20 protein-coding genes, 1 tRNA gene and 1 pseudogene are annotated in these 24,601 nt (G+C 67.4%); 13 read left to right on the plus strand and 9 right to left on the minus strand.

The features are described from left to right. The first annotated feature begins 13 nt into the window (after nucleotides 1-13). Nucleotides 14-1,150, plus strand: a complete 1,137-nt coding sequence (locus FJV41_RS32810; RefSeq protein WP_438616769.1) for a CapA family protein — start codon at nucleotides 14-16, stop codon at nucleotides 1,148-1,150. Between the two features lie 8 nt (nucleotides 1,151-1,158). Here the strand turns inward: FJV41_RS32810 and FJV41_RS54695 are convergent, their stop codons facing one another. Then, complete coding sequence (locus FJV41_RS54695) at nucleotides 1,159-1,281, minus strand: hypothetical protein (RefSeq protein WP_013941470.1); 123 nt, start codon at nucleotides 1,279-1,281, stop codon at nucleotides 1,159-1,161. Nucleotides 1,282-1,442: 161 nt separating this feature from the next. Between FJV41_RS54695 and prfA the strand changes: the two genes are divergently transcribed. The 4 genes from prfA (at nucleotide 1,443) to FJV41_RS32830 (ending at nucleotide 5,237) form a co-directional block, all read left to right on the plus strand. Continuing rightward, a complete protein-coding gene (prfA, locus tag FJV41_RS32815; RefSeq protein ID WP_141646539.1) occupies nucleotides 1,443-2,534 on the plus strand; it encodes a peptide chain release factor 1 in 1,092 nt (363 codons plus the stop codon). Next, complete coding sequence (prmC, locus tag FJV41_RS32820; RefSeq protein ID WP_141646540.1) at nucleotides 2,531-3,412, plus strand: peptide chain release factor N(5)-glutamine methyltransferase; 882 nt, start codon at nucleotides 2,531-2,533, stop codon at nucleotides 3,410-3,412. Before prfA ends, prmC begins: the two co-directional genes overlap by 4 nt. A 14-nt stretch (nucleotides 3,413-3,426) precedes the next feature. Continuing rightward, complete coding sequence (gene murA / locus FJV41_RS32825) at nucleotides 3,427-4,698, plus strand: UDP-N-acetylglucosamine 1-carboxyvinyltransferase (protein ID WP_141646541.1); 1,272 nt, start codon at nucleotides 3,427-3,429, stop codon at nucleotides 4,696-4,698. 149 nt (nucleotides 4,699-4,847) lie between these two features. After that, on the plus strand, nucleotides 4,848-5,237 hold the full coding sequence (locus FJV41_RS32830) for a zf-TFIIB domain-containing protein (protein WP_141646542.1): 390 nt from the start codon (nucleotides 4,848-4,850) through the stop codon (nucleotides 5,235-5,237). A gap of 27 nt (nucleotides 5,238-5,264) precedes the next feature. Here the strand turns inward: FJV41_RS32830 and FJV41_RS32835 are convergent, their stop codons facing one another. Continuing rightward, nucleotides 5,265-6,104: an NADase-type glycan-binding domain-containing protein gene (locus FJV41_RS32835; protein WP_174453588.1), complete on the minus strand. Its 840-nt coding sequence runs from the start codon at nucleotides 6,102-6,104 to the stop codon at nucleotides 5,265-5,267. 175 nt (nucleotides 6,105-6,279) lie between these two features. Between FJV41_RS32835 and FJV41_RS32840 the strand changes: the two genes are divergently transcribed. Further along, nucleotides 6,280-8,235: an ABC transporter substrate-binding protein gene (locus tag FJV41_RS32840; RefSeq protein ID WP_141646554.1), complete on the plus strand. Its 1,956-nt coding sequence runs from the start codon at nucleotides 6,280-6,282 to the stop codon at nucleotides 8,233-8,235. Between the two features lie 40 nt (nucleotides 8,236-8,275). After that, nucleotides 8,276-8,602, plus strand: coding sequence for a hypothetical protein (locus FJV41_RS32845; protein WP_141646543.1), 327 nt, complete (start codon nucleotides 8,276-8,278; stop codon nucleotides 8,600-8,602). A 57-nt stretch (nucleotides 8,603-8,659) separates the two neighbouring features. Here FJV41_RS32845 and FJV41_RS32850 read toward each other — a convergent pair whose 3' ends face one another. After that, nucleotides 8,660-9,370: an alpha/beta hydrolase gene (locus FJV41_RS32850; protein ID WP_141646544.1), complete on the minus strand. Its 711-nt coding sequence runs from the start codon at nucleotides 9,368-9,370 to the stop codon at nucleotides 8,660-8,662. An 89-nt stretch (nucleotides 9,371-9,459) separates the two neighbouring features. Here FJV41_RS32850 and FJV41_RS32855 point away from each other — a divergent pair, with 89 nt between their 5' ends. Together FJV41_RS32855 and FJV41_RS32860 are read left to right on the plus strand one after the other, a co-directional pair. Further along, entirely contained in the window at nucleotides 9,460-10,371 is a 912-nt protein-coding gene (locus tag FJV41_RS32855; RefSeq protein WP_141646545.1) for a LysR family transcriptional regulator, read from the plus strand. Between the two features lie 146 nt (nucleotides 10,372-10,517). After that, nucleotides 10,518-10,796: a hypothetical protein gene (locus FJV41_RS32860; RefSeq protein ID WP_141646546.1), complete on the plus strand. Its 279-nt coding sequence runs from the start codon at nucleotides 10,518-10,520 to the stop codon at nucleotides 10,794-10,796. 49 nt (nucleotides 10,797-10,845) lie between these two features. Here FJV41_RS32860 and FJV41_RS32865 read toward each other — a convergent pair whose 3' ends face one another. Next, entirely contained in the window at nucleotides 10,846-12,324 is a 1,479-nt protein-coding gene (locus tag FJV41_RS32865; protein ID WP_141646547.1) for an ELWxxDGT repeat protein, read from the minus strand. 543 nt (nucleotides 12,325-12,867) lie between these two features. Here FJV41_RS32865 and FJV41_RS54030 point away from each other — a divergent pair. From FJV41_RS54030 to FJV41_RS32880, 4 genes and pseudogenes are all read left to right on the plus strand, one after another. Continuing rightward, a pseudogene (locus FJV41_RS54030) lies at nucleotides 12,868-13,302 on the plus strand (efflux RND transporter periplasmic adaptor subunit); the annotation flags it as partial. A gap of 67 nt (nucleotides 13,303-13,369) precedes the next feature. Next, entirely contained in the window at nucleotides 13,370-13,933 is a 564-nt protein-coding gene (locus FJV41_RS54035) for an efflux RND transporter periplasmic adaptor subunit (RefSeq protein WP_246137572.1), read from the plus strand. Between the two features lie 166 nt (nucleotides 13,934-14,099). Further along, nucleotides 14,100-17,546 (plus strand): ELWxxDGT repeat protein, encoded by a 3,447-nt coding sequence (locus tag FJV41_RS32875; protein ID WP_181791094.1) that lies wholly within the window; start codon nucleotides 14,100-14,102, stop codon nucleotides 17,544-17,546. Nucleotides 17,547-17,980: 434 nt separating this feature from the next. Then, nucleotides 17,981-18,868 (plus strand): HNH endonuclease, encoded by an 888-nt coding sequence (locus FJV41_RS32880; protein WP_141646549.1) that lies wholly within the window; start codon nucleotides 17,981-17,983, stop codon nucleotides 18,866-18,868. Between the two features lie 113 nt (nucleotides 18,869-18,981). Here the strand turns inward: FJV41_RS32880 and FJV41_RS32885 are convergent, their stop codons facing one another. The 5 genes from FJV41_RS32885 to FJV41_RS32905 all read right to left on the minus strand — a co-directional run bounded on the left by FJV41_RS32885 (nucleotide 18,982) and on the right by FJV41_RS32905 (nucleotide 24,443). Further along, nucleotides 18,982-19,884, minus strand: a complete 903-nt coding sequence (locus FJV41_RS32885; RefSeq protein ID WP_141646550.1) for a hypothetical protein — start codon at nucleotides 19,882-19,884, stop codon at nucleotides 18,982-18,984. 40 nt (nucleotides 19,885-19,924) lie between these two features. Continuing rightward, nucleotides 19,925-20,791, minus strand: coding sequence for a DUF6345 domain-containing protein (locus FJV41_RS32890; protein ID WP_141646551.1), 867 nt, complete (start codon nucleotides 20,789-20,791; stop codon nucleotides 19,925-19,927). 179 nt (nucleotides 20,792-20,970) lie between these two features. After that, complete coding sequence (locus FJV41_RS32895) at nucleotides 20,971-21,813, minus strand: hypothetical protein (RefSeq protein WP_141646552.1); 843 nt, start codon at nucleotides 21,811-21,813, stop codon at nucleotides 20,971-20,973. Nucleotides 21,814-21,966: 153 nt separating this feature from the next. Next, nucleotides 21,967-24,084: a KAP family P-loop NTPase fold protein gene (locus tag FJV41_RS32900; protein ID WP_181791096.1), complete on the minus strand. Its 2,118-nt coding sequence runs from the start codon at nucleotides 24,082-24,084 to the stop codon at nucleotides 21,967-21,969. Between the two features lie 286 nt (nucleotides 24,085-24,370). After that, a tRNA-Gly gene (locus FJV41_RS32905) sits at nucleotides 24,371-24,443 on the minus strand. Nucleotides 24,444-24,601: the final 158 nt, after the last annotated feature.

Genomic DNA, 24,601 nt, shown 5'->3' on the forward strand with positions numbered 1-24,601 from the left:
CCCTCCCCCCTCCGTGGAGCCCCGTTCTCCAGAGGACGCAGGGCCTCCCGAAAGCCGGGAAGCGACCGATCCGCTGGCCGGCCTCCCGGACGCCGGGCCCCCCGTTCGCCCCATCACCCTGGTGGTCGGCGGGGACGTGACGCTGGGTCACAACCACCAGAAGTACTTCGACGACCAGGTGGCCAAGGGCCGCTCCCGCGAGGAGATGCTCGCCTACGGCTTCAAGGAAGTCCGGGCCCTGGGTGACGCGGCCGACCTCTTCGTCGTCAACCTGGAGTGCCCCTTCACCGAGGGCGGCGAGAAGCTGGCCAAGAACTTCAACTTCCGCGCCCGGCCGGAGCTGGTGGGAGCGCTCGTCGCCGGCGGCGTGGACGTCGTCAGCCTGGCCAACAACCACCTCATGGACTACGGCGCCCAGGGGCTGGTGGACACGCTGGTGACGCTGGAGGCCGCCCGAATCCCCTACTTCGGCGCGGGCAGGACGCTCGCCGAGGCGCGCCGCCCCGCTGTCATCACCGTGGGCGGCGTGAAAGTGGCCCTCCTGGGGTACTTCTTCCTGGGCGAGCGAAACATCGAGCCGCCAGAGGTCTACGCCACGGAGACGACGCCCGGGGTCGCCGGCCACTTCTCCGACGTGGACGTGATGGAGCGCATGCTGCGCGAGGACATCCTCGCCGCGAAGCATCAGGCGGACGTGGTGCTGCCCTTCTTCCACTGGGGCCGCGAGGGCACCTACGTGCCGGAGCCCTACCAGGTGCGACTGGCCCACGCCGCCATCGACGCGGGCGCGGCGGGCGTGCTGGGCAGCCACCCCCACGTGCTCCAGGCGATGGAGCTGCACCGGGGGGCGCCCGTCGTCTACTCGCTGGGCAACTTCGTCTTCGGAGGCAACTGGAACCCGCGCGACAAGCGGGGTGCCCTGTGGAAGGGCCGCTTCGGTCCGGGGGGCTACCTCTCCAGCGAGGTCTTGCCGCTGCGCACGGACCGCTTCCCGGAGCTCCCCTTCCAGCCCGTGCCCGTCACCGGGGAGGCGGCCGAGGAGGTGCTGCGACTGCTGGCCAACAGCTCTTCGGGGGTGGAGCGGATGCTCCCCGAGCTGGAGCCGTGGGCAAGGCCGTCTCCCTCCCCCGCGACTGGCGGGAGGGAGTAACCGGAGCGTCAGACCTTGTTGTTGGACTGGCCCTTCTTGGCGCGGCTACGGCGGCGCTTCAGCTGGGCCTTCCGGCCCTTGGCACGGTTGGCGACCTTCTTCTTGGAACGATTTCCCTTCTGGGCGGGCATGTGGAAGGACTCCGTGTGGTGATGTGAAACCGACCGCCAAGTGGATCCGGCGGTGAGGGCGGCCCTTCTTTCATGCTACCGCCCGAGCGGCCAAGGAATTTCTTGACTCCGTCCTCCCTTGCCAGCAGCCGGACAAAGGGGCAATACCCCCTGGAACGACGATGATTGACAAACTTGAAGACGTCGAGCGCCGGTTCGAACGCCTCACCGCGGACCTGTCGAACCCCGACGTCCTCGCCGACTCGGCGAGGCTTCAGAAGGTCTCCAAGGAGCGGGCGGGCCTGGAGAAGCTGGTGGACACGTTCCGCACGTACCGCCAGGTGCTCGCCGACCTCAAGGAAGTGGATGTGTGGCTCGACGCCGGCAGCGCCGACGAGAAGAGCTATGCGCGCGAGGCCCTGCCCGGACTGAAGGAGCAGCGCGACAGCCTGGAGAGCAGCCTCAAGCTGTTGCTCCTGCCCAAGGATCCAAATGACGAGAAGAACGTCATCCTGGAGATTCGCGCGGGCGCGGGCGGCGACGAGGCGGCGCTGTTCGCGGAGGAGGTCATGCAGATGTACCTCCGGTACGCGGATCAGCGGGGCTGGAAGTCGGACATCATCGACATGAGCGCGGGCAACGCGGGCGGGGTGAAGGACGCCACCGTGACGCTGTCCGGCGACGCCGTCTTCAGCAACCTGAAGTACGAATCCGGCGTGCACCGCGTCCAGCGCGTGCCCGCGACGGAGACGCAGGGCCGCATCCACACCTCCACCATCACCGTGGCCGTCATGCCGGAGGCGGAGGAAGTGGACGTGAAGCTCAACGAGGCGGACATCGACCGCCAGGCGATGCGCTCCACGGGCGCGGGCGGGCAGAGCGTCAACACCACGGACTCCGCGGTGCGCCTCACCCACCGGCCCACGGGCATCGTCGTGAAGTGCCAGCAGGAGAAGAGCCAGCTGAAGAACTACAACATGGCCCTTCGCATGCTGCGCGCGAAGATCTACGAGATGGAGCAGGAGCGCATCCGCGCCGAGCGCGACTCCACGCGCCGCTCGCAGGTGGGCACCGGCGACCGCAGCGAGAAGATCCGCACCTACAACTTCCCGCAGGACCGGCTGACGGACCACCGCATCGGCCTCACGGTGCACAACCTGCCCGCCGTGATGATGGGCGACATCGAGGACATCATCACCGCCTGTCGGACCTTCTACCAGGCGGAGGCGCTCAAGGCTCAGATGGGCGGCCCGAGGCCCCAGTCCGAAGCATGAGCAGCGAGACCTGGACCATCCGCAAGGTCCTCACCTGGACGACACAGCACTTCGAGAAGCGGCAGGTGGATGCGCCGCGACTCACGGCGGAAATCCTCCTGTCTCACGTGCTGAAGACGGGGCGCGTGCGACTGTACGTGGACCTGGACCGCCCCCTGTCCAAGGAGGAGCTGACCGCCTTCCGCGCGTTGATTGAACGGCGCCTGGCGGGAGAGCCCACGCAGTACCTCACCGGTACGCGCGAGTTCTACAACCGCGCCTACAAGGTGGACGCCCGCGTCCTCATCCCCCGGCCGGAGACGGAGCTGCTCGTCCAGGCGGCCCTGCGCGTGCTGCCCAAGGACTCGCCTGCTCGCGCGCTCGACGTGTGCACGGGCTCCGGCTGCATCGCCATCAGCCTCGCCGCAGAGCGCCCCCAGCTCGCCGTGACGGCCACGGACCTGTCTCCGGATGCGTGCGCCCTGGCGCGTGAGAACGCGGAGACGCTCAAGGTCTCCGAGCGGGTGACGGTGCTCCAGGGAGACCTGTTCTCCCCGCTGCCCGCCGACGCGAGCTTCCACGTCATCGTCTCCAATCCTCCCTACATCGCCTCGCACGAGATTCCCGGCCTGTCCGCGGAGGTGCGGCGCGAGCCCAGGCTGGCGCTCGACGGCGGGAAGGACGGCCTGGTCGCCCTCCGGCGGGTGGTGACGGAGGCGCGCAAGTGGCTGGAGCCTGGCGGCCTCCTTGCATTGGAGATGGGTGAGACGCAGGGCGCCGCGGTCCTGGAGCTGCTGCGCGCGGCCGGTTACGAGGACGCGCGGGTGGAGAAGGACCTGGAGCGGCGGGAGCGCATGGCATTTGGGACACAGCCCGCGGCCAGCGGGCCACAGGGCTGAGGGCCGGAAACAGCATGGACAAGATTGTGATGAAGGGCGGCGCCGAGCTGCACGGCGAGGTCGTCGTCTCGGGCGCGAAGAACGCGGCGCTGCCCATCCTCGCCTCCGCGCTGCTGGCGGATGGCACCTCCACCTTCCGCAACGTGCCGGACCTGGCTGACGTGGTCACCATGCTCAAGGTGCTGCGCACCATGGGCTGCGACGCGGAGCGGCTCACCGGCCGGAAGAAGGACGTGTGCGAGGTGGGCGTCAACGGGGCCATCACCCCGGAGGCCCCGTACGATTTGGTGAAGACGATGCGCGCCAGCGTGCTGGTGCTGGGCCCGCTCGTCGCGCGCTTCGGTCGCGCGCGGGTGTCCATGCCCGGCGGGTGCGCCATCGGCGCGCGCCCCATCGACCAGCACCTCAAGGGCCTCAAGGCCCTGGGCGCGGACATCACCCTGACGGAAGGCTACGTGGAGGCCCGGGCGAAGCAGCTCAAGGGCGGCACCGTCAACTTCGACGTCATCACCGTCACCGGCACGGAGAACGTGCTGATGGCGGCCGTGCTGGCCAAGGGCCGCACCGTGATGGAGAACTGCGCGCGCGAGCCCGAAATCGAGGAGCTGGCCCGGGTGCTCAACAAGATGGGCGCCCGGATTGAAGGCGCCGGGACGTCCATCATCACCATCGAAGGCGTGGAGGGCCTCACGCCCGTGGACCACGCCATCCTCCCGGACCGCATCGAAGCGGGCACCCTGCTGGTGGCCGCGGCCATCTCCGGCGGCAACGTCCTGGTGAAACACGCCGTCCCTGAACACCTGGACGCCGTCATCGACAAGCTGCGCGAGGCCGGGTGCACCCTCACCGCCGAGGCCGGGGGCCTGCGCTGCAAGGCCCCTCGCACCCTCAACTCGGTGAACATCACCACCACCGAACATCCTGGGTTTCCCACCGACATGCAGGCGCAGCTCATGGCGCTGATGTGTGTGAGCCATGGGACATCCGTCATCAGCGAAAACATCTTCGAGAACCGCTTCATGCACGTTCCGGAGCTGCACCGACTGGGGGCGGACATCACTGTTCAGGGGCACACGGCGGTGGTGAAGGGCGTGAAGACCCTCAGTGGCGCCCCCGTCATGGCGACAGACCTGCGGGCGAGCGCTTCGCTCATCCTGGCGGGCCTGCGCGCCGAGGGGCGTACGGACGTCAGCCGCGTCTACCACCTGGACCGCGGCTACGAGCGCCTGGAGCGCAAGCTGCGTGCCCTGGGGGCGGACATCCGGCGCGTGAAAGCGAAGGCCTGAGGGACCGAGGGACACGGGGCCGAACGACCCCAGAAGGCGCGTTGCCAACAGAAGCGGCAACCCGGGTTGCATCCCAAAATTCGCACGACCTATCATTCTCCGAACCACTGGGGACGTGTGTCCCCCATTGAAGGAGATTGACCCGCGCCATGGATTGCCCCAGCTGCAACGTCGAGATGGTTGATCTCGAGGGGGATGACCAGACGTTGCGAAGGTGTGGAGATTGCGGCGGACTGTGGATTGACGTCGCGGACCTGAACCGGGTCCTCCTCCACAACAACCTCCCCGGGCTGGAGAGCCAGGGCGGCAAGGTAGATGCACAGGCATTGACCGGTCAGTGCCCTGAATGTCTGGTCGATCTGGTCCGCGTGGATGGCGGCGACCGCCAGCATCCCCTGCACTACGACACCTGCGAATCCTGCGGTGGCATCTTCCTGGAGTCGGAGTTCGAGGACGCCACCGATGTGAAGGTCGCCGTCGAGGAGATCATCGCGTTCTTCCGCCACTTCGGTGGCAAGAAGAAGGCGGCCTCCCTCTAGACGACCCACCGGGCAGTCGCAGCCGGTTCAGGGTTGGCCGCGGAAGGCGCGGCCCCACTCCTCGGCCACCGCGCCGTCGAGTTCCAGTGTGGCTCCAGCCGAGGTGGCCCCTTCCGGGGCGGCCTTCTGGAGGCGCGCCGTCACCTTTCCGCGCTTGGGCACCTCCAGCGTGAGTCGAGAACCCGACAGGGCATAGGTGCCCGTCACGGCGCTCGGCTCACCGCCCTCCAGCGGCTCGTGGGCGAAGCGGTACGTCCCGTCGACGTAGAACGAGAGGAAGCGGTCCGGGGCGCCGTCCAGGCCGCTGAACCACGTCCCCAACAGGGGCGCCAGGCGCGAGTCGTAGCGCAGGCGCGGCGCGAGCCACGTCCCGTTGAGCGCCTTGCCCCCTGAGTAGAAGATCAAATCGGTGACGCAGACAGGGGCGGCCTCGCCGGAACCCGGGAAGCGCTCCGCCACCTCGAGCGTGAAGCGGTTGCCCCTCAGGGACGGGCTGATGGGGACGACCTGCAGGCCGCGCTTGTCCTCCACCTTGAGGCTCTTGGCGGAGTCCACGCTGGTGAGGGTGAGCTTCTTCGCGCGGGCGTGGGCCTTGTACGAGGCCTTGTCCGTCCCATCACCGGTGTAGACGCGCACCTCGTCGATGGTGACGACGTCCTTGAAGCCGATGGTGACGGGGGCCGGGGTGGCGCCCGTGGCGCACCAGGCCGTGGAGTCGCGACCGTCGAGCAGGTGGAGGGGCGAGTAACGCTCGGGCTGGCGCTCGCGCTCCAGGTAGTCGGCGGCCTGGGCATACCCCGGCGGGGCGTTGGACGCGGCGGGGGCAGCGGAGGCGAGCAGCAACAAGGCGAGGGGGAGGCGGCTCATGCGCCCATCTTTGATCGCACCGTGAGGGTGGCTCCAGTCCCCGACCGGGAAGGCCGTCTGGAGGGGCCCGGGGTGGGCCTTTCGTCACGGATGAAAGCACGGGCCCGGGTGTTGGGGTGCTTGACACCCGGACGCCGCGGGGAAGTGATGCGGCCCGATGCGGAGAGAAAACGTGATGCGACGCTGGGGGTGGGTCTGTGTGCTGGCCGCGACGCTGGTCGCCTGCAAGGACGACAAGCCGAGCGAGGTGCCCGACGCGGGGCCCGTGGAGACGGGGCCATCCGCCCTCACGGAGCAGGAGCCCAACGAGCGGCCCGAGCAGGCCCTGACGATTACGCGGGACAGCACGGTGACGGCGGACCTGGCGGCCCAGCCGAACAAGGCGGACGAGGACTGGTATCGGCTCGCGCCCCCTGCCCCCCGCGTGGCGGACGTCACCGTGTCCGGGTTGCCCGGCGGAGACATCACCCTGGAGGTCTATGACCGGGACCGCAACCGGCTGGCCTCCATCAACAGCGAGGGCGATGGCAAGCCGGAGCGCTTCCCCAACCTCTACGTGGACGGCGAGCGCTGGGTGCGCGTGGCGCCCGCGCGCAAGGGCGTGGGCGGGGCCTACACGCTCAGCGTGAAGATGCGCGCCGCGAATGACGGCGAGGAGCACGAGCCCAACGACAGGGCCGTGGACGCGATTGCGCTCCCCCTGGGCCAGACGGTGACGGCATTCCTGGGCCACGCGGGCGACGAGGACTGGTACCGGGTGGAGCTGCCGGAGACCGCCGCGCCCACGAGCGCGCCCGCGGCGAACGACGCGGACTCGGGTGCCGAGGGCACGGTGCCCCCCGGAGCATCGGCTCCAGGGGAAGCGCCCACCCAGGGAGCAACGCCTCCCCCGAGCCCGGTGCCTGGCTCCGAGAGCGGCGCGGCCACGGGGACGCCCGAGGAAGGTGCGGCTCCTCTGGACACGCCCCCCTCCCCCACGGGCACGTTCGGTGGAGGTGAGCCCGCCGCCGCGCCGACTCCGGAGACGGGCGTGGCGCAAATCACGGATGCGGGGGTGGCGGCGCCTCCGCCCGAGCCTCCCTCGGTGGCGCTGAAAATCGACCTGTCCGCGGTGGAGGGCGTGCGGCCGGAAATCTCGGTGCTGTCCGCGGCCGAGGCGCCGTTGTTCTCGCTGCGTGGCAAGGAGGGCGAGGCCCTGTCGCTGCGCAACATCGGGGTGCGTGCGACGGACCGGGTCGTCTACGTGGTGGTGAAGGGCGGCTGGACGGGGGCGGGCAAGGAAGCGCGCCGCACGTTCAATGCGAGCACGCCGTACACGCTCACCGTGACGCAGGAGGAGGCCGGAGCGAACGCGGAGCTGGAGCCCAATGACGAGCTGCACAAGGCCACGCCGCTGACGGCGGGTGGGTACCGCGAAGGGTTCCTGGCGCCCAAGGGCGACGTGGACCACTTCGTGCTGCGCACGACGGAGCCGGTGCTGGCGAAGGTGGAGCTGTCCGGCGTGGAGCGGCTGGACCTGGTGCTGTCGATGGTGGAGCCAGCCCAGGGTGATGGGCAGACGGAGACCGTGCTCCTGCGAGCCAATGACGGCGCGCTCAAGGAGCCTGAGCGCCTCAACAACGTCGCGTGCAGCGGGAGCTGCTATTTCCGCGTGGAGGGCGCGTCGCGCAAGGTGGAGGGCAAGTGGGTGAAGGACTTCGAGAACGCGGAGCAGCCCTACCGCATCAGCGTCTCCACGGTGCCGGACAACGGTGGCGAGGAGCGCGAGCCGAACAACACGGTGGACCGCGCGCAGGAGCTCGCGCTTGGCAAGGCGGTGCGCGGCACGGTGTTCCCGGTGAAGGACTCGGACTACTACCGCGTGGACCTGTCGGACCGGCCGGTGCGCACGCCGCTGAGGGCGACGCTCTTGGGCATCCTCAAGGTCGACGTGGGCCTGTACCTGCACCGCGTGCAGCCGGATGGGAAGCTGTCGCTCGTGCAGACAGCGGACCGCGCCAAGGGCGACCAGCCGGAGAGCATCCGGTACAGCGCGGAGCCCGGTGTCTACATCTTCGAGGTGCGTGACGCGAAGAACCGCGAGGCCAACTTCCAGGACTCGTACCAGCTCACCGTCGAAGAGGGCGAGTAGCCGGCAAAGCCGGCGCGTGGCCACTGGTACAGAGGCACGCATGAGCACACTCGAGATCGTCATCGAGGACACTCGCACCGGGAACGTCGAGTCCCGGTTCGTCGACAACCTGGAGCAGCGCTGCTCCCGGGAGACGGGCGTCAGCATCGGCTCGGCCGCGGACTGTGACGTGTGCCTGCCCGATCCAGCGGTCACCGCACACCACGCACGGTGGTATCCCGGGGGATACCACCGCTTCGTCCTGGTCCTGGATGAAGACGCCGTGGTGACAGCCGCTTCGGGCGACGAATACCGGGGTGGCGACACCCTGCGCGTCGACCAGCGCTCGTTCAGGATTGGCCCCTACGTCCTCACCATCCAGGTCTGAGGCAACCGCTCGGAGGCCAGTGGGTCGGTGCCCTGCTGGCCCATACGTCGTCGAAGCTCAACCGCGCGTCGTCTGCGCCGCCTGCTCAATCGCCGTGGCGATCTCGACCGGCTGCGAGACGTACACGGCATGGCTCCCCTTGACGTCCACCACACGCGAGCCCGCGCGCGCGGCCATCGCTCGCTGGGCCTGGGGCGGAATCATGCGGTCCTCTGTCGCGACGATGTACACGCTCGGCTTCGCCTTCCAGGCCGGCTTCCCCACGGCTCCCGCGAGCGCGTTGACGCCCCAAGGTACCTGCGAGTCCGCCATGAAGGACGCGACGTCCGGCGCCACATCCGCCGCGAACGACGCCGCGAACTTCTCCTTGTCGAGGAAGAGGAAGCCGTCCTGGGGCGGCAGGATGGGGGGAACCGGGGCGCCCGGCGGCGGGTCCTTGATGAGCGCCGCGACCGACTCGCCCGCGTCCGGAGCGAAGGCAGCCACATAGACGATGGCCGCGACCTTGGGGTCATTCCCCGCCTCCGTGACGACGACACCGCCGTAGGAATGCCCGACGAGAATCGCCGGCCCCTCCAGCGTGGCCAGCGCGCGCTTCGTCACAGCGACGTCGTCGGCCAGCGACGTCGTGGGGTTCTGCACCACCGTGACCGAGTAGCCCCGCTTCCGGAGCTCCGCGTGGACCCCCTGCCAGCCCGAGCCGTCCACGAAACCGCCATGCACCAGCACCACGTTCCGCACACCCGTCTGCTTCGTCTCCTGCACCATGAGTGCCTCCCTTGATGAACCCAAAGTACGGGGCGGCACTCTCAACAACCAGCTCGGAATTCTCGTCGATTCATGACTAAACATCATGAATGGAATTCACCTCTCGACAGCTGCGAGCCTTCCATCTCGTGGCCGAGCACCGCAGCTTCGCGCGCGCGGCCCAGGCGCTCTTCATCACGCCATCGGGCCTGAGCGTGTTGATCCGCGAGTTCGAGAACCAGCTTGGCTATCGCCTGTTTGACCGCACGACACGGCAGGTCCAGCTCACGCGGCACGGCGCCGACCTGCTGGATGCAACGCGCCGGCATCTCGTGGAGCTCGATGAAGCCATGGCCCGTGTCGGACGCAGCGCGCGGGGCCGGCAACAGGCCGTTTCCCTGGGCACGACACCGCTCGTCGCGGCCAACATCCTGCCGCAGGCGATGCGCGAGTACCGTCGCCTCCGGCCCGAGCTGCGGGTGCGCCTGTTCGACGCCGACCAGGACACGGTCCTGCGTCAGGTACAGGCGGGCCAGCTCGACCTGGGCGTCGGCCTCTTCAAGAGCGTCCCCGGCGTGCAGCGCGTGCCGTTCTTCCGCTTCTCGCTGGTGCTGATCCGCGCACGTCGCCACGGCGCCGCCACCGGGCCCGACGTGCCGTGGTCAGCCCTCGAGGGAGAGACCCTCATCGTCCTCTCCCCCTCGAGTTCGCACCAACAGCTCATCGACCAGCAGCTCGCGAAGTCGCGCGTCCGCTTCGAAACGGGTGGCGTCGCGAACCTCCTCGACACCCAGGTCGCGCTCGTGGAAGCAGACGAAGGCGTCGCCATCATCCCCTCGTTCGGCCTGCCCCTGTGCAAGAACCGCGAGGTCGTGATGTCCCGGCTCGTCGACCCCGTCGTGAGCATGGAGTTCCACCAAATCACCCAGCGCGGCCGTTCGCTGCCCGAGGGCGCTGACGAGTTCGTCGGGTTCCTCAAGACATACATCGCCAGTTGGGTGACGCGGGTCGGGGTCGTGTGAATCGACCGTGGCGACGGAGGCCAGCGCGGCGCCCACCTGGAGTGTGAGCGCCCAGCTCCCATCGCTGAGTCGCCTCCTGCAGAGGCACATCATTGGCCTGCGACAGTGCGAAGGCGCGGACGGGACCGCTAAACGGAGGACGCAGGATGAGTGGACATCGCACTCTGGCCCAGCGGGACCGGGCCCTGGTTGAGACGGGTCGTGTCGACCGGGACCTCTTCGTCGAGTTTGATGGTGCATACGGTTACAACGCCGCGACCCCCATGTCCTGGTTGCTGGGAAGACTGACGGTTCTCGCCCGCAGGCTCGCGACAGGACGGTCATTGTCGCTCTACGACCCGGTTTCAGGAGCGCAGCAGACCGTCGAGTCGATGGAGCAGTTCAAGGGCTGGATGGACAGGCACTTCCCTGACACATGGAGCTGAACCAGCGCCTCCTGATTCTGATGGATGAGAACGCGACGCGGGCTCCGCCTCACTGGTTGGATTTGCACTGCCCATGGGGCCGGAAGCGCAGAGCCCACAGCTCGGGGCCGGTGGTTCCGTCGTCGGCCACGAAGAAGACATCCCAGCCCGAGCGCACGAATGAGCGCGGGGCCGCGGAAGCCCCGCCAGGCGCGATGTCGTGGAGCCGCCGCGTTCCCTTCGAGGTGCCATCGCTCAGCCAGACCTCGCGGCCATGTCCGGAGGTCTCCGCGCTGAAGAAGAGCGTTGCTTCGATGGCCTTCAGCTCCCGAGGAGAGGAGCCCCCCGGCCCGGGCTCGAGGTCCTTCACCAGGAAGGTTCCCACCGCGGTGCCATCGCTCGTCCACAGCTCGCGGCCGGTCTGTCCGTCGTCGGCGGAGAAGTAGACCCGTCCCCCCATCGCCTCCAGGTCCGACAGGCCCGAGCCCAGCAGGCCCGGACGGAGGTCCACCACCTGCCGCGTGCCCCCCGGTGTCCCGTCGCTCACCCACAACTCGGTCCCGGAGCGGGGGTCGTCGGGGGGGGCGGAGGTGTCTTCACCCTGCGTGGCGGCCCTGAAGAAGAGCCGCTTGTGCACCACGGTCAGCTCGGTGGGGTGGACCTCGAAGGAGCGGAGATTCTTCGACACTCCTGGAGTCCCATCCGTCACCACCAAGCCGCCGATCACATCCTCCTCGAACGAGAAGAACAGGCGGTGGTCGCCCACCGGAACGAGGGCGCGGAAGAAGAGATCCTCGGCGAGGGAGAGGACGAAGGTGAAACCGCCGGGCTTCCCGTCGGTCTTCCACAGGAGGGAGTCGAGGGAGTCAGCGTCGGCGGCGACGAAGAAGAGCTCATCGCCCATCGGGACCAGGCGTGGGCTGTCGCGGATGGGCGTCAGGGTGAAGTCCCCGAAGAGATGGGTGCCAGGCCCGGTGCCGTCACTCCGCCACAGCGTGCGCAGGCCGTCCGCCTGCATCGCGGAGAAGTAGAGCCTGTTCTTGAAGACGACCAGGTCCTCAGGGTTCGAGCTGGCAGCGCCGGGGAGCACGTCCGCCACCCTCCACGTTCCCTTCGCCGTGCCGTTGCTGCGCCACAGCTCGCGGCCATGCTCGCCATCATCGGCGGAGAAGTAGAGCACCCCGTCCCACAGGGTGAGGAAGCGAGGCTCCGAGCCCGCTCCGCCCGGGAGGATGTCCTTCACCTGGACCGTCTTCTGAGCCTCGCCACTGCTGCGCCACAGCTCGCGGCCGGTGCTTCCGTCGTCCGCGGTGAAGAACAGCATCCCCGGTCCATGCACCAGCTCGCGTGGCTCCGAGCCCGGCGCGCCAGGGGCGATGTCCTTCACCCGGCGCGCGGTGGAACCGCAGGGCTCCCAGGAAGTTCCAGCTTCGGACACGAGCGCCTCGGGCGGCGTCTCGTCCTCATCAGGAGGCGTCGCCGCACATCCCGGGAGGGCGCCAGAAGCCAGCGCTCCCAGGAGCGTCAGGAGATACCCGTGTGTCTTCATCGATCAGCTCCGTCTGGACCGGAAGGCTCTTCCGGCAGGAGCCAACGTTGGTAATCCCGAGCGGCCTCAACCACTTGCTCGCGGGTGCTGGCGAGATATGCGCGTGCGACACTTCCCTGCCGCCAGTGCTGGTGACTTCGAGGCGTCGGGGCATTCGCGCAATCACAGACGCGAAACACTCCAAGAGGGTTTCGGCGGCGCTCAATTCCTCTCAGATACACCAGGCCGCGCCCGTCGGCTGTTCACAGTCCCCAAATGGTTTCAAGACGGTCGTGAACGTTTCTCGCCCGATTTCAGCGCCACGCCGGTGATCACAGCCAAAATGTATTTCCAAGAGCGCGAGTCGTCGTTGAATCGGTTACACGCTGCGCAATTCCTCTCCCTCCCTTCCGGGGCTCCTCTATGCATGCAGCGCGTGCCGGCGAAGCTTTACCTTCCTCTGTGCGGCCTGGAGCCCGTCGCGGGCGCTGAGTCCTGGGCATCCTGCTGTTGCTGGGGGTCGTCGCCGTGCTGGCCGGCATCAAGGGCGCGCAGATTGCCGCGATGATTCAGGCGGGGGCCTCCTTCGTTCCGTCCCCTGAAGCAGTGACATCCGCGCCGGTGGTGGCCACCGACTGGCAAGCATCCCAGCAGGCGGTGGGCACGGTGCTCGCGGTTCGCGGGGTGACGTTGGGCGCGGAGGTGTCCGGCATCGTCCGCGACATCGGCTTCGAGAATGGCGCGTGGGTGAAGAAAGGGCAGGTGCTCGTCCAGTTCGACACGTCCAGCGAGGCGGCTCAACTCACGGGCGCCGAAGCGGACGCGGAGTTGGCCCGGCTGACACGAGCCCGCATGAAGATGCTCCATGCCCAGGGGGCCATCACCCAGGCGGACCTCGAGTCCGCCCTGGCGCGGGCCGTCCAGACGGAGGCCGTGGTGGCGCACCTGCGAACCACCATCGCCAAGAAGGTCATCCGCGCGCCTTTCGATGGCCGCATCGGCATCCGGCAGGTGGACCTGGGACAGGTGCTGTCCCCGGGAGGCCCCCATCGCCTCGTTGCACTCCATGGACCCGGTGCTCGTGGAGTTCCACCTCCCGCAGCAGGCGTTGGCGGAGGTGAAGCTGGGTCAGCAGGTGCGCGTTCGCGTGGATGTCTTCCCCGAGCACGCGTGGGCGGGAGTGCTGACCACCCTCAACCCCGAAGTGGAGCAGTCCTCCCGGAACGTGCGCATGCGCGTCACGATACCGAACGCGGATGGGCGGTTGCTGCCGGGAATGTTCGCCCACTTCGTCGTGCTCGCCGAGGAGCGCAACCCGGTGGTGGCCATCTCCGCCACTGCAGTGCTCTTCGCGCCCTATGGGGACTCGGTGTTCCTCCTCGAGGAGGGACAAGACGCCGCCGGAGGGAAGCAGCTCGTGGCGAAGCAGCGCTTCGTGCGGCTGGGAGAGCGGCGAGGCCAACTTCCAGGACTCGTACCAGCTCACCATCGAAGAGGGCGAGTAGCCGAGGCGGAGGGCCACGCGCGGGACGGTGTTCTTCTCGCGCGCGGCCCAGGGCCGATGGGGAGAACACCTCCCCGTGGAGGGGCGGGTTCTTCCATGACAACCGATGGTGAGCCCTGGGCTTGAAGTACGAGGCCCCCTTGGGTCGTCTCCGCCGACTTCGTGATGGCAGATATCTGGGATGACTCCTTCTCGCACGGGGAGCGGTGAGAGCCGAGGACTCGGCGTCATGTTCGACGCGATGAAAAGCGGAGGGCTCGTCACGCGCGCGTCAATTCACGAAGATGCGTGCATGAGACCGAATGGAGCGCTGTGGGGTGCGCTGTGGGTGTTGGCGGGGAGTTGTGGTCCGGTGATGTCGGAGGGCGGGGTGCCGGTCGAGCGCAACTCACCCGATATGGAATCACGGCTGCAATCACGTCCGGACTCCTGGCCAGCGTATCCGGTGAGAGATATTGGCGAAGTGCCCCTGGAGTTCCAGGAGCGTCGCGCCATGCCTTGGACGTATACGTATCCCGCGTACGCCACGGAGGTGATGCTCTTCGCGGCGGCCCGCTCTCCCTACGGAAAAGAGCTTTGGGTCAGCGACGGAAGCCGGGAAGGGACCCGCGTGATGAAGGACATCGCGGTCGGCCCTGACAGCGCCTACTTGGGCGACATGACAGTCCTGGGAAGGAACCTGCTCTTCCTCGCGGGGGACGGACCTTATTTCTCAGGAGGAATCGCCTCGGACTTGGCCTTGTGGAAGACGGATGGCACGGCGGCGGGCACCGTCAAGGTGAGGGAGCTGCTGACAGGAGAGGAGTACGGAAGCTCGGCGGTGTTCCCGGGCTTCGGTTTCAACGACCAGGCGCTCCTCGTGGTGAATCGCTCTCAAGGGCAGGGCGAGCTCTGGGCCACGGATGGAACGCCCGGGGGGAGTCACCTGCTGACAGACTCCTCGGGGAGCGCGAACAGGGTGAGCTTCGGCAGCGGCTCGTTCGAGCTCGCGGGCGTGAGGTACGTCACCGCCTCTCAGGCCGGCGTGCCGCGCCGCCGTTTGTGGCGGACCGATTTCACTCCCGCCGGCACCTCCTTGGCCCTCCATGGCGAGACGCCCTATGGCATGCAGGCGTTCCTGCCTCTCGGACAGTACGCCTACATGTTCGCGTCGGATCCCACCCGCGGCCACGAACTCTGGCGAACGGATGGAACGGATACGGGAACGACGCTCGTGAAGGACATCAACCCGGGCCCTCTCAATGGCATCCCCAACTGGCAATACACCGGCATGCCCGCCAGCAGCTCCATGGTGCGAATCGACGGCACCCTCTACTTCACGGGAGTCGATCAGGAAGAGAATGTAGAGCTCTGGAAGAGTGACGGGACGGAAGCGGGAACCGTGCTCGTGAAGGATATCTGCCCGGGCACCACCGGGTCCTATCTCCACTCGTTCCGGAACATGAATGGCATTCTCTACTTCGTGGCGACCTCGGGCTATACGACGATTCCAGGCCCCACCGAAGACGACCCCACCACCACGCTCTGGGACACGGAGGTGTGGCGCAGCGACGGCACGACGGCGGGAACGTACCGGGTGAAGGATATCAACCCAGGCCCGAGACGCGGCGTGGTCAGCGGCCTCTGGGTCGTCGGTCTCCGCCTCTACTTCCAGGGACAGACGCCCGAGCACGGTGTCGAGCTGTGGACGAGCGACGGAACCGAGGAGGGGACCTTCATGGTGAAGGACGTCGCACCCGGCCCGCTCGACTCGATGGCAGAGATCGCGGGCTGGGATGACGGGCGCATCTATTTCTACGCCGACGTGGATGGGAACAACCGCACCCACTCGGGCACCTGGCTTTGGGTGACGGACGGGACGCCGGGTGGCGCGGTCCCCGTGAAGCATGTCACCGCAGCCTCCACTCCATCGCATCCGCAGCACCTGACCGATGTGGATGGCACCCTCGTGTTCTGGGCACAGGAAGGCACGCTCGACACGTTCCGACTCTGGAAGAGCCAGGGCACACGCAGTGGGACGGTGCGAATCTCCGACCTGGATCCGGGCGGAAAGGTCACCTCCGAGCAGCGTTTCGCGCTGACGGCGTTCCGCGGCCGCGTGTACTTCACGGCCCGGGACGGCGCGGCCTGGACCATCTGGTCCTCGGGCCTCACGCCGGGAAGCCAGACGCGGGTGACAGGGGGCGAGCTCGTCGGCTCGCCCGTGGCCCTGGGCGAGTGGCTGTACTTCCTCGCGAGCGCCGATGGCGCCGTGGCGCTCTGGCGGGTCGGTGCGGCGGGAACAGGCGCCGAGCGTGTCGCCGAGTTGGGAACCGCCAGCGGCAAGCGCTTCGGTCCGCTGGGGACTTTCGGCGGCTCGCTCTTCTTCGGCGTGGGCGCGGGCCTTCAGTCCACGCTGTGGAAGAGTGACGGGACGCCCGTGGGGACGGGGCCACTCGAGGTCCTCCATCCGCTGGGCGACATGCCCGCGTTCTCTTTCGTCGAATCGAACGGGTCGCTCTATTTCCTGGCCTCGTCGACGACGGCCAACGTCCGCGGCCTCTGGAGAAGCGATGGAACAGCGGAAGGGACAGCGCCCGTCACCTCCTTCAACACGTCGTCGGATATCAGCCGCCCTGCCCTGTCGCTCATCGGCGGACGCCTCGTGGCCCACGTCGAGGGGCGCATCTGGGCGAGCGATGGCACGGCGGCGGGCACGGTCGCCATCAGCCCTTCCGGCCTCACCCTGTCGGGAGAACGCCCCGTGGTGGCTGGCACCCTCGCCTACTTCACCGCGAAGGATGCCACCACCGGCTGGGAGCTGTGGAAGACGGACGGCACCGTGGCGGGAACGACCCTGGTGATGGATGTCCAGCCAGGCCCCACGGGCTCCAATCCCGAGCAACTGCGCGCCTTGGGGAACCGGCTCGTGTTCTCCGCCTGGGATGGCGTGTCGGGCTTCGAGCCCTGGACGACGGATGGGACGCTGGCCGGGACTCACAGGCTCGCGGATGTGCAGCCCGGGGACCCAGGTTCGACGCCACGGTCCTTCATGCCCGCCGGCGACCATCTCTACTTCACCGCCGACCTGGATGAGCGAGGACGTGAGCTGTGGGCCGTGGGCCCCGAGCACTTCGACACGGTCCCCCCTTCCATCACCTGCCCGGCGGACGTGGTGGTGGACGCGGGAGGCCGAGCCATGCGCTATGTCGAATTCGGCATGGCGGAGGCATGGGATGACGTCTCCGAGGTCGAGGTGACCTCATTGCCCCGCTCCGTCACCCGGTTCACCGTGGGGACGACGCCCGTGGTGTTCACCGCCCGGGACGGCGCGGGCAATACCGCGACCTGTGAGATGCGGGTGACGGTGCTCGGCCCTCCCTCGTCCGACGAGGATGGAGGCACCACGCTTCCCGACGCGGGAGCGCACACGCCCGACTCCGGTCCGGAGGCAACGGACGCAGGAGAGGAGCCTTCCGACGCCGGTACAGTGTCCCCGGATGCGGGTGACGGATTTCCGGATGCGGGGGCTGTGTCCTCCGACGCGGGTGACGGAGTCCCGGATGCAGGGGCCGTGTCCCCCGATGCGGGCCCAGGTGGGGCTGATGCGGGACACGAACCGGACATCACGCGCGACGAGCCGAAGGGCGGTGGATGCTCCACGAGCCCGACGAGCCCGCTGCTCTGGGGCTTGCTGTTCCTGATGGGAGGCCCCCTGCGACGTCGCCGGGCCGCGCGCGGCCACGACGCCCCGCACTAGCCTCATCGACCCACCACTCCGACGGGCGCCTCGCACGGGCGCCCGCCTCAAGGACCACGGGACTTGAACCCGTGGGCAGGGCGATAGGAAGCCTCCAGCAGGACGCGCTGTTACCCGCAATCGCAGTTAGCTCACGTCGGTTCTTGTGCCGCCCCATCCCGTCTCGCCCCGTCTTGTCCCGTGCTCAGCCCCGCTGTAGGGGCAACACTGGGGCACTTGCGGCCTTCCCTCTTATGCGCCCTCGCATCCTGGCGCCCTCACCTTCAACGTGAGGTCTGTGTCACGTCGAGAGATGACCTGCCCCGCTCAATCATCTCAAGGCCCCGCCGTACGGCGTTCGCCGGACGAATACGAACTGTCGTCGATAGGTGGCCGGCGTGCATTCCCCCGGACATGGCTCTAACCTGGTGCCGGACCAGCACGGGCATGGAGTCATGACGAAGGCCGCCTTCACCACCTCGGAGAGCTCGGCGTACGACGACCAGCCGGAGGTGCGCTACCACTTCCCGAAGACGTACCTGAACGAGGTGAAGGCCGCCGTCGGTGACTTCATCGTCTATTACGAGCCACGCCGCACCGAGGGCGCCAGCAGCCGGACCGGTCGCCAGTCATACTTCGCCGTCGCCCGAGTGCTTCGAATCGAAGAGGACCCGGCAAAGGCGGGCCACTACTACGCCCATATCGACTCCTTCCTCGAGTTCGAACACGCAGTGCCGTTCAGCGAGGGGGCGCACTACTACGAAGCCAGGCTGAAGAAGGCGGATGGCAGCACCAACAAGGGCGCCTTCGGCCGCTCCGTCCGCCCCCTGAGCGACGACGAGTTCGAGGCCATCCTCCACGCGGGCTTCATGCGCGAGCTGGCCACATGGGAGCGCACGCCCACCGGCGTCGAGGAGCCACCGCCCGTCTACGCCGAGCGCCCCATCATCGAGCAGGTCATCCACCGCCCCTTCCGCGAGGCCTCCTTCCGGCGCCGCGTCCGCCAAGCCTACTCGGAGACATGCGCCGTCTCGGGGCTGCGCCTCATCAACGGCGGCGGTCGCCCCGAGGTCCAGGCCGCCCACATACAGCCCGTGGCAGACCAGGGGCCGGACTCCGTGCGCAACGGCCTCGCGCTGACGGGCACGGCCCACTGGCTCTTCGACCGGGGGCTGCTCTCCGTCGGCGAGGACTACCGCATCCTCCTCGCGCGCAGCGGCGTACCCGAGGACGTGGGCCGGCTCATCCACTCGAACCGGCAGCTGCGGCTCCCCCGGCGCGAGGAGTGGCGGCCCCACCCCAGCTACCTGAAGTGGCACCGCGAGCACGTCTTCAAGGGGTAGCCAGAGGCCCGACCGTGCCTGCCCGCGGGCTCGCACCTGCAGGCGGGCGACGACTCCTTCTCGATGTCTCTCGGCATCCCTGACCGGAGGCGGCGGTGCCGGGAAGCGCGCGACTACGGGACCGCGTTCACATCCACATCAATCACACGCGGTTCCTCGGTGTGCGTCTCCGTGGCGACGGAGGCCAGCGCGGCGCCCACCTGGAGTGTCAGCGCCCAGCTCCCATCGGTGAGCCTGTTCGGCACGTACTTCCAGAAAAGCCGCACCCGCCCCGTCGTCAGCTCCTCGGCCACGAGAGCCTCGGTGGCCTTCCGCTCGATTTCGGCCGTGCTCAGCCGGGTCCGCAGGAGGTGGCCTTCACGGGCCAGCGCGGGCCAGGAGATGAGCGCTCGCTGGAAGCTGCCATCCACGCCGTGCGTCACCACCGCGCGGTGGCCCTGCACACGGATGCCATTGATGGCGCGCAGCACGAACGTCTTGTGCCGGTGGAGCTCCGCGGGCTCGTAGGTGCCCACGTCCTCGCTCTGGAGGAAGGACGCCACCTGGCGGACGTCTCCCACTTCTGTGGTGGGAATGCCCCAGCGCTGCAACCGGGCCAGGGCGTTGCGCTGCAAGACAGCGGGCTCCAGCCTCGTCGCGGGCCCGCTCTCCACCTTGTTCAGCACCAGGGCACGGCCCGAGGCACCATCCCGCTCGAGCTTCCAGTTCGCGGACTCCAGTTCAAGACGAGTGCCCAGCTCGCTCGCCACGGTGAAGGGCTCCGTCGTGCCAATCAGCCCCCGCTGGAGAATCGCGTCGTTGAAGGCGTTGGCCGGCAGCAACTGGGTGGGCAGGCCACCGGACGGAGGCGTCGCGATGCCGGAGGTGTCGAATTCAAAGCTGACGGCGGTCGCTGCCCTTGCGACCTGCGCGGACTGAGTGTCGGGGCGCTCCTCCGCCAGGGGTGTCACGCTGTCGCAGCCCAGCATCGCGGTGAGCGGAAGGACGGCCAGGTATCGGATGATTTGGGTCTTCATGGTTTCGATGTCCAAGGGAAGGTGTGGAAGAACGATGCGTTCAGGGCAGCTTGCGACCGTTGTCCGGGTTGCAGCCGCTCACGTAGAAGTAGGTGGAGCCCGTCTTGCTGCCGGTGTTCTTGCGGTCTCTCCACCCGCCCGCCTCGTACATGCTCTTGCGCTTCGCCTTGGTGTCGCCGAAGACGATGGACACGGGGCAGTCGTCATAGATGAGCCCCCAGTCGTAGGCCTCATCAATCCAGTTCTCGCCCACGCCATCCATCATCGAGTTCGCCGTGTAGTCCTCCAGGTAGCCCTTCACGAAGTTGCCGCACGAGGAGTCCCCGTGAAAGGCATTCCAGACACTGAAGCCGCTGGTGGCCGTCACGAGCTGCTGGCGGTAGCCCCCCTTCTCCCAGACCTCGATGTTGCCGGACTGGCACGCCTTGATGACGGCGATGTCCAACTTCCCGTTCCCCAACCGCATGTGCTCATTCGTTCGCGCCGAGCACGAAGGGTCATTGCTGCCCATGACGAGTGAGCTGCGCGGCGTCGACACACTGTGGCTGCCGTGCGTGTGGACGAAGAGGACATCCGCGTCGTCCACGCCGGCGTTGATGGCGGCGTCGTTGGACTCACCCACCGCGCCCTTGGCCGGGTCCGTCCAGAGGTCCCGCGCCGCGTTGGAGTTGTTGTGCGTGCGCACGTCCGACCAGAGGCCGAGGCTCCTGAGCCAGTTGAAGTAATTCGCGAACGTCGCCGCCGTCTGGGTGTGGACGGAGTGCGACGAGCCCGAGCACTGCGAGGCTCCGCCGAAGTTGGCGATGCCGTAGACGTGAGTCTCATTCGCCAGCGCCGCCGCCGGCAGGAGCAGGGCTCCCGCGAGCGCGCTGCTCAGCCACTGCTTGGTTTGCGTCCGGAGTTTCATGGTCCAGGTCCCCCTAGAAGTCGGTGTGCCGGAATGGCACGCCATGGCCGGGAGGGAGCGTGCCGAGCTCCCTGTTTTCAGCCTCGGACCCAGAACGAAGGCATTTTGAAATCTTCCCGGGCGCCCCGACGAATACGTGAAGATTCCGCTGCGGGCGCCCTCCGCTGCGACCACGGCGCCTACTGGTGGTCTCGATAGCGCTCGATGGGAAACGGGAACCGCAGCTCCGTCAGCAACTCACGCGTGACCGCGCCAATTCCGACCCCTGCCAGACTGCCTGGCGTGTAGTGCCCCGAGTCATTGTCCCAGTAGACCAGGAAGCCGTCGGCGAACCTGGCCGTGCCGGCAAAGAGCACCGGTTTCTCGGACTTCGTCGGCCTGTTGCTCGGCTTATCCTTCGTGGAGATGGCCGAGTGCCCCTCCGCGTGGTTCGGATTCGCCACCGTGCCGCCCATGACGGCCTCTGGACTGCTCTTCACGGCTCTCTTCCAGAGATACGACAGCGGGACGACGAACGGATAATCGCCGTCCGCTTTCACCCTTTTGTCCTGACCGTCCCAGACCCAGAACCGACGCTCCTCTGTCTGTATCATCTCGGTGACATCCACCTCCTCCGCCACGATTCGCGCAGGGGACGCGAGCTCCCGGGTCTGAAGCAGATTGATCATACAGGGGTAGATAGGGATGCCGTTCTGGATGAACGTGCAGATCGCGACCAGGTCTCGCACCAGGCTCACATTCTGCTTCGACAGCCCACTCGAGACCTTGAACGCCTGCGTATTCGTGACGGTATTCAGGAGGCCACCAAAGGTCTCCAGTAGCTTCTTCTGCTGCGCTTCCGAGTACGGAACCCCGTCGTTGAGTCCGATGCGATTCTTCGCCTTGAGCGCCATGCCTCTGAGGCTGTCGGGGGAGAATCTGGCGTCACCCACCCTTTCGGGAGGCTGAGGGGCATCCAGTTGCGCCTTGATCTCGCGGATCGCGATGAGCATCCCATCTTGCAAAGCCCCATTGATGTCCATGACACCTCTCCCTTTATCGAAATCCCTGACACTCAAAGAACCGTAGACGTCGACATGGACCGTGGCACGTCGCTGGGCGCACATCCAGGTGCCAAACGCCGTGTCTCCAGCGAGCACGGCGGAATCTCCGCCGCCCTGGGCCGTCGATTGCGCTCAGAGTTGATTCAGGCTGAACGCTGCCCAGACGATTCGTTCTGGTTCGTCGCCGAGGAGTTCATTCCTCAGGAATACGGGCCCTTTCGTGGAGGTCAGATCGGTGACGATGTCATCCAGGGCGCTTCGGAGTGACTCCGGGAGAATGTCCCGCAGACTCGAGAGGAGCAGACGGCTGGTTTCATTGTCTCGATTCTGTCTCGACGTATCCGCGGGAACACAGATGGCGAGGAGGTCTGGCAGGGTCCAGGCGCTTGAAGGGGTGGCGATATTCTCTTCCAGCCAGCGCTGGACGTCCTCACGTCCTCCCAGTTCACTCCAGCAGAACAGCACGCCCATGGACCCGTCGGCCACCTCGAGCGGGACCGCCAGCAACCGTGCGAGCCGTTGGGGAGCATAGGCGCACAGCGCGGGATTGATGACCTCCTCCAGCCCCGTGGGCTCGCCTTGCTCGGACGCAAGCGCGCCGGGCGTGGCCCTTTGTGCGTGATGGTGCCAGGCGGAGTACAGGAGGTAGTCCCTGTCATCGGCTGGGGCGAGGTCCGCGAGCAATGTTCGCGCGGACTCGCGGTCCAACTTCGCCAGAAGAGAGGCTCCCAGCAGATACCGTTGCGCCCCCTTCTTCATCCGATGCGGTGGCATGGATTGAATCCTGGCGCTGACGAGCGCCAACAAGCGTGCGCAGTTCCCCGATGAGAGCCCATCCGCGTGCTGAAGGAGACGGGAAATCGTCAGGTCGAAGTCCGCGTCAAGGTGCTCCTTGATCGCCGCCATCGCGTCCGCGTTCCGAGGCGTACCCAGGTTGCTGGCATGCGTTCGGAGCTTCTCGTCCGAGAATGCCTCCGGGGGGATGCCGAAGTAGAAGTAGCGATCGAAACACTCCCTGCTCGCGATGCGCCGGGTTGCGGCGGCGTGGCGCTCGACGATGCTCGTATCGAGGCCGATGACCTGCGGGAAGAGGTGAGCAAGGACGCGACCGACCTCGACCGATTCTCTCGGCTCGCACAGCCGGTGTCCGACGAGAAAGGTCGCCGCGTCGGGTGTCGCGGTGGCGGAGTACGTGTGCTCGAACAGCTCCTCCTTGAGGTGATAGAGCCCGCGAACGACCAAGGGATGGTAGGTCCGTAGATAGGTCGCGCCGATGAAGTCGGCGAAGTCGACTTCCCCGGTGACCAGCGGCAGGTAGGAGCGAAGCTGCGCGAAGAATCGCTTGATGCTGCGAGGCTCCGTCAGCCTGCGAAGGACCTGACTGTCGAACAGGCGCTTCACGCGATCCGTGGCCTCGGCGCTCATCCGGGGCGGAGCCAGGGCGCGCAGGGACTCGTCAATCATCGTCCGAGCCTGCCGTTGGTGGACGATGGGAAGGTCGAGCCGGACCTGGACGATCTTCTCCAGGTAGGCCAGCGCGCGCTCCGCATTGCCGCGCGCCAGCTCGGTCTCCTGGAGCACCGAGAGAAGGGTGGCCTCGTCATAGGCGAGCAGGTAGCAGATGTTCGGAAGCCGCCCGAGCAGTCGGATGAGCTTGAACACCATCAGAAGCTCACTCGGCATGAGGCGGTCGACGTCGTCGAGCACCACCAGCGTCGGACGCGCCCGCTCACGGAGCGCCGTCTCAAGCCGAGCACGCAGCTCCGTGACGGAGCGCTGGGGAGCCAACAGCTTCGCCGCGCTCTCTGCGAGCTTGCCGGGATTGATGCCAATCCACTCCATCAGCGGCGAGTCGGTCACCGCGCCGCCAAACGAGAGCAACTTGCTGGCATACGACTGAAACGTCTCAAAGGCCGTCTGGTTCTCGAAGTCGTACAACACCTTCGCAATCTCATCGAAGAAGGCGAAGGCGAGCGTCTGGACGCCGGAGAACTCCCAGGGATTGAAGTGAACAACGGTCCACGGGCTCTTGGGTGCCTGGAGTTGCTTCGTGACAACCCTCAACACGGAGGACTTGCCACTGCCCCAGGGCCCCATCAGGGCCAGCACGGAGCTGGACTGTTCCGACTGGACCCGCGAGAGGACCTGGACCACCTGTCGTGCGAACTGCGTTCGCGCCAACAAGTCTTCACTTTCACTCTCGATGGGGTCGTCGGAGAAGTGTCGCGGTGGAGAGGGGCGCTCGGACATGAGGCGCATCGTCCGCCGCGACCGCGCCCCATTCAACGACAAGCCGAGTGGGTCCGGGCCAAGGCAGGCCTTCCGGCCCCCTCGCTGCGCTCCCAGTGAGGCCGAGCCAGGCAGGCCGCCCACCAGCGCCGCGCCATGCCGCCGGCCTCATCTCGGGTCCGTTGAGTCCTCACCACTTCGTGGGCAAAGCCGCGGTTCGCGACACCGCCCCAAGGCGGCCTGTGGCCCGGAAACACGAAGGCCGGTAGTCCCGAGTTTCCTCAAGGACTACCGGCCTTTATGAGTGAGCGGCGGAAGGGATTCGAACCCTCGACCCCGAGCTTGGGAAGCTCGTGCTCTACCAACTGAGCTACCACCGCGAACCAACGGGCCGGATGTACCGCAGGCCCCAGCGAGCGTCAAGGACGTTGCCAGCGCCCTCCCCCACGACGTCCACGAGGCGTCGCCAGGGGGCCCGGACAGGGACTCAGGGCTCCCAGGAGGACGTGACGAGCCCCTCCCCTGACCCTGTCTCTTA

Origin of the sequence: Myxococcus llanfairpwllgwyngyllgogerychwyrndrobwllllantysiliogogogochensis (genome assembly GCF_006636215.1) — a bacterium.
Lineage (GTDB): Bacteria > Myxococcota > Myxococcia > Myxococcales > Myxococcaceae > Myxococcus > Myxococcus llanfairpwllgwyngyllgogerychwyrndrobwllllantysiliogogogochensis.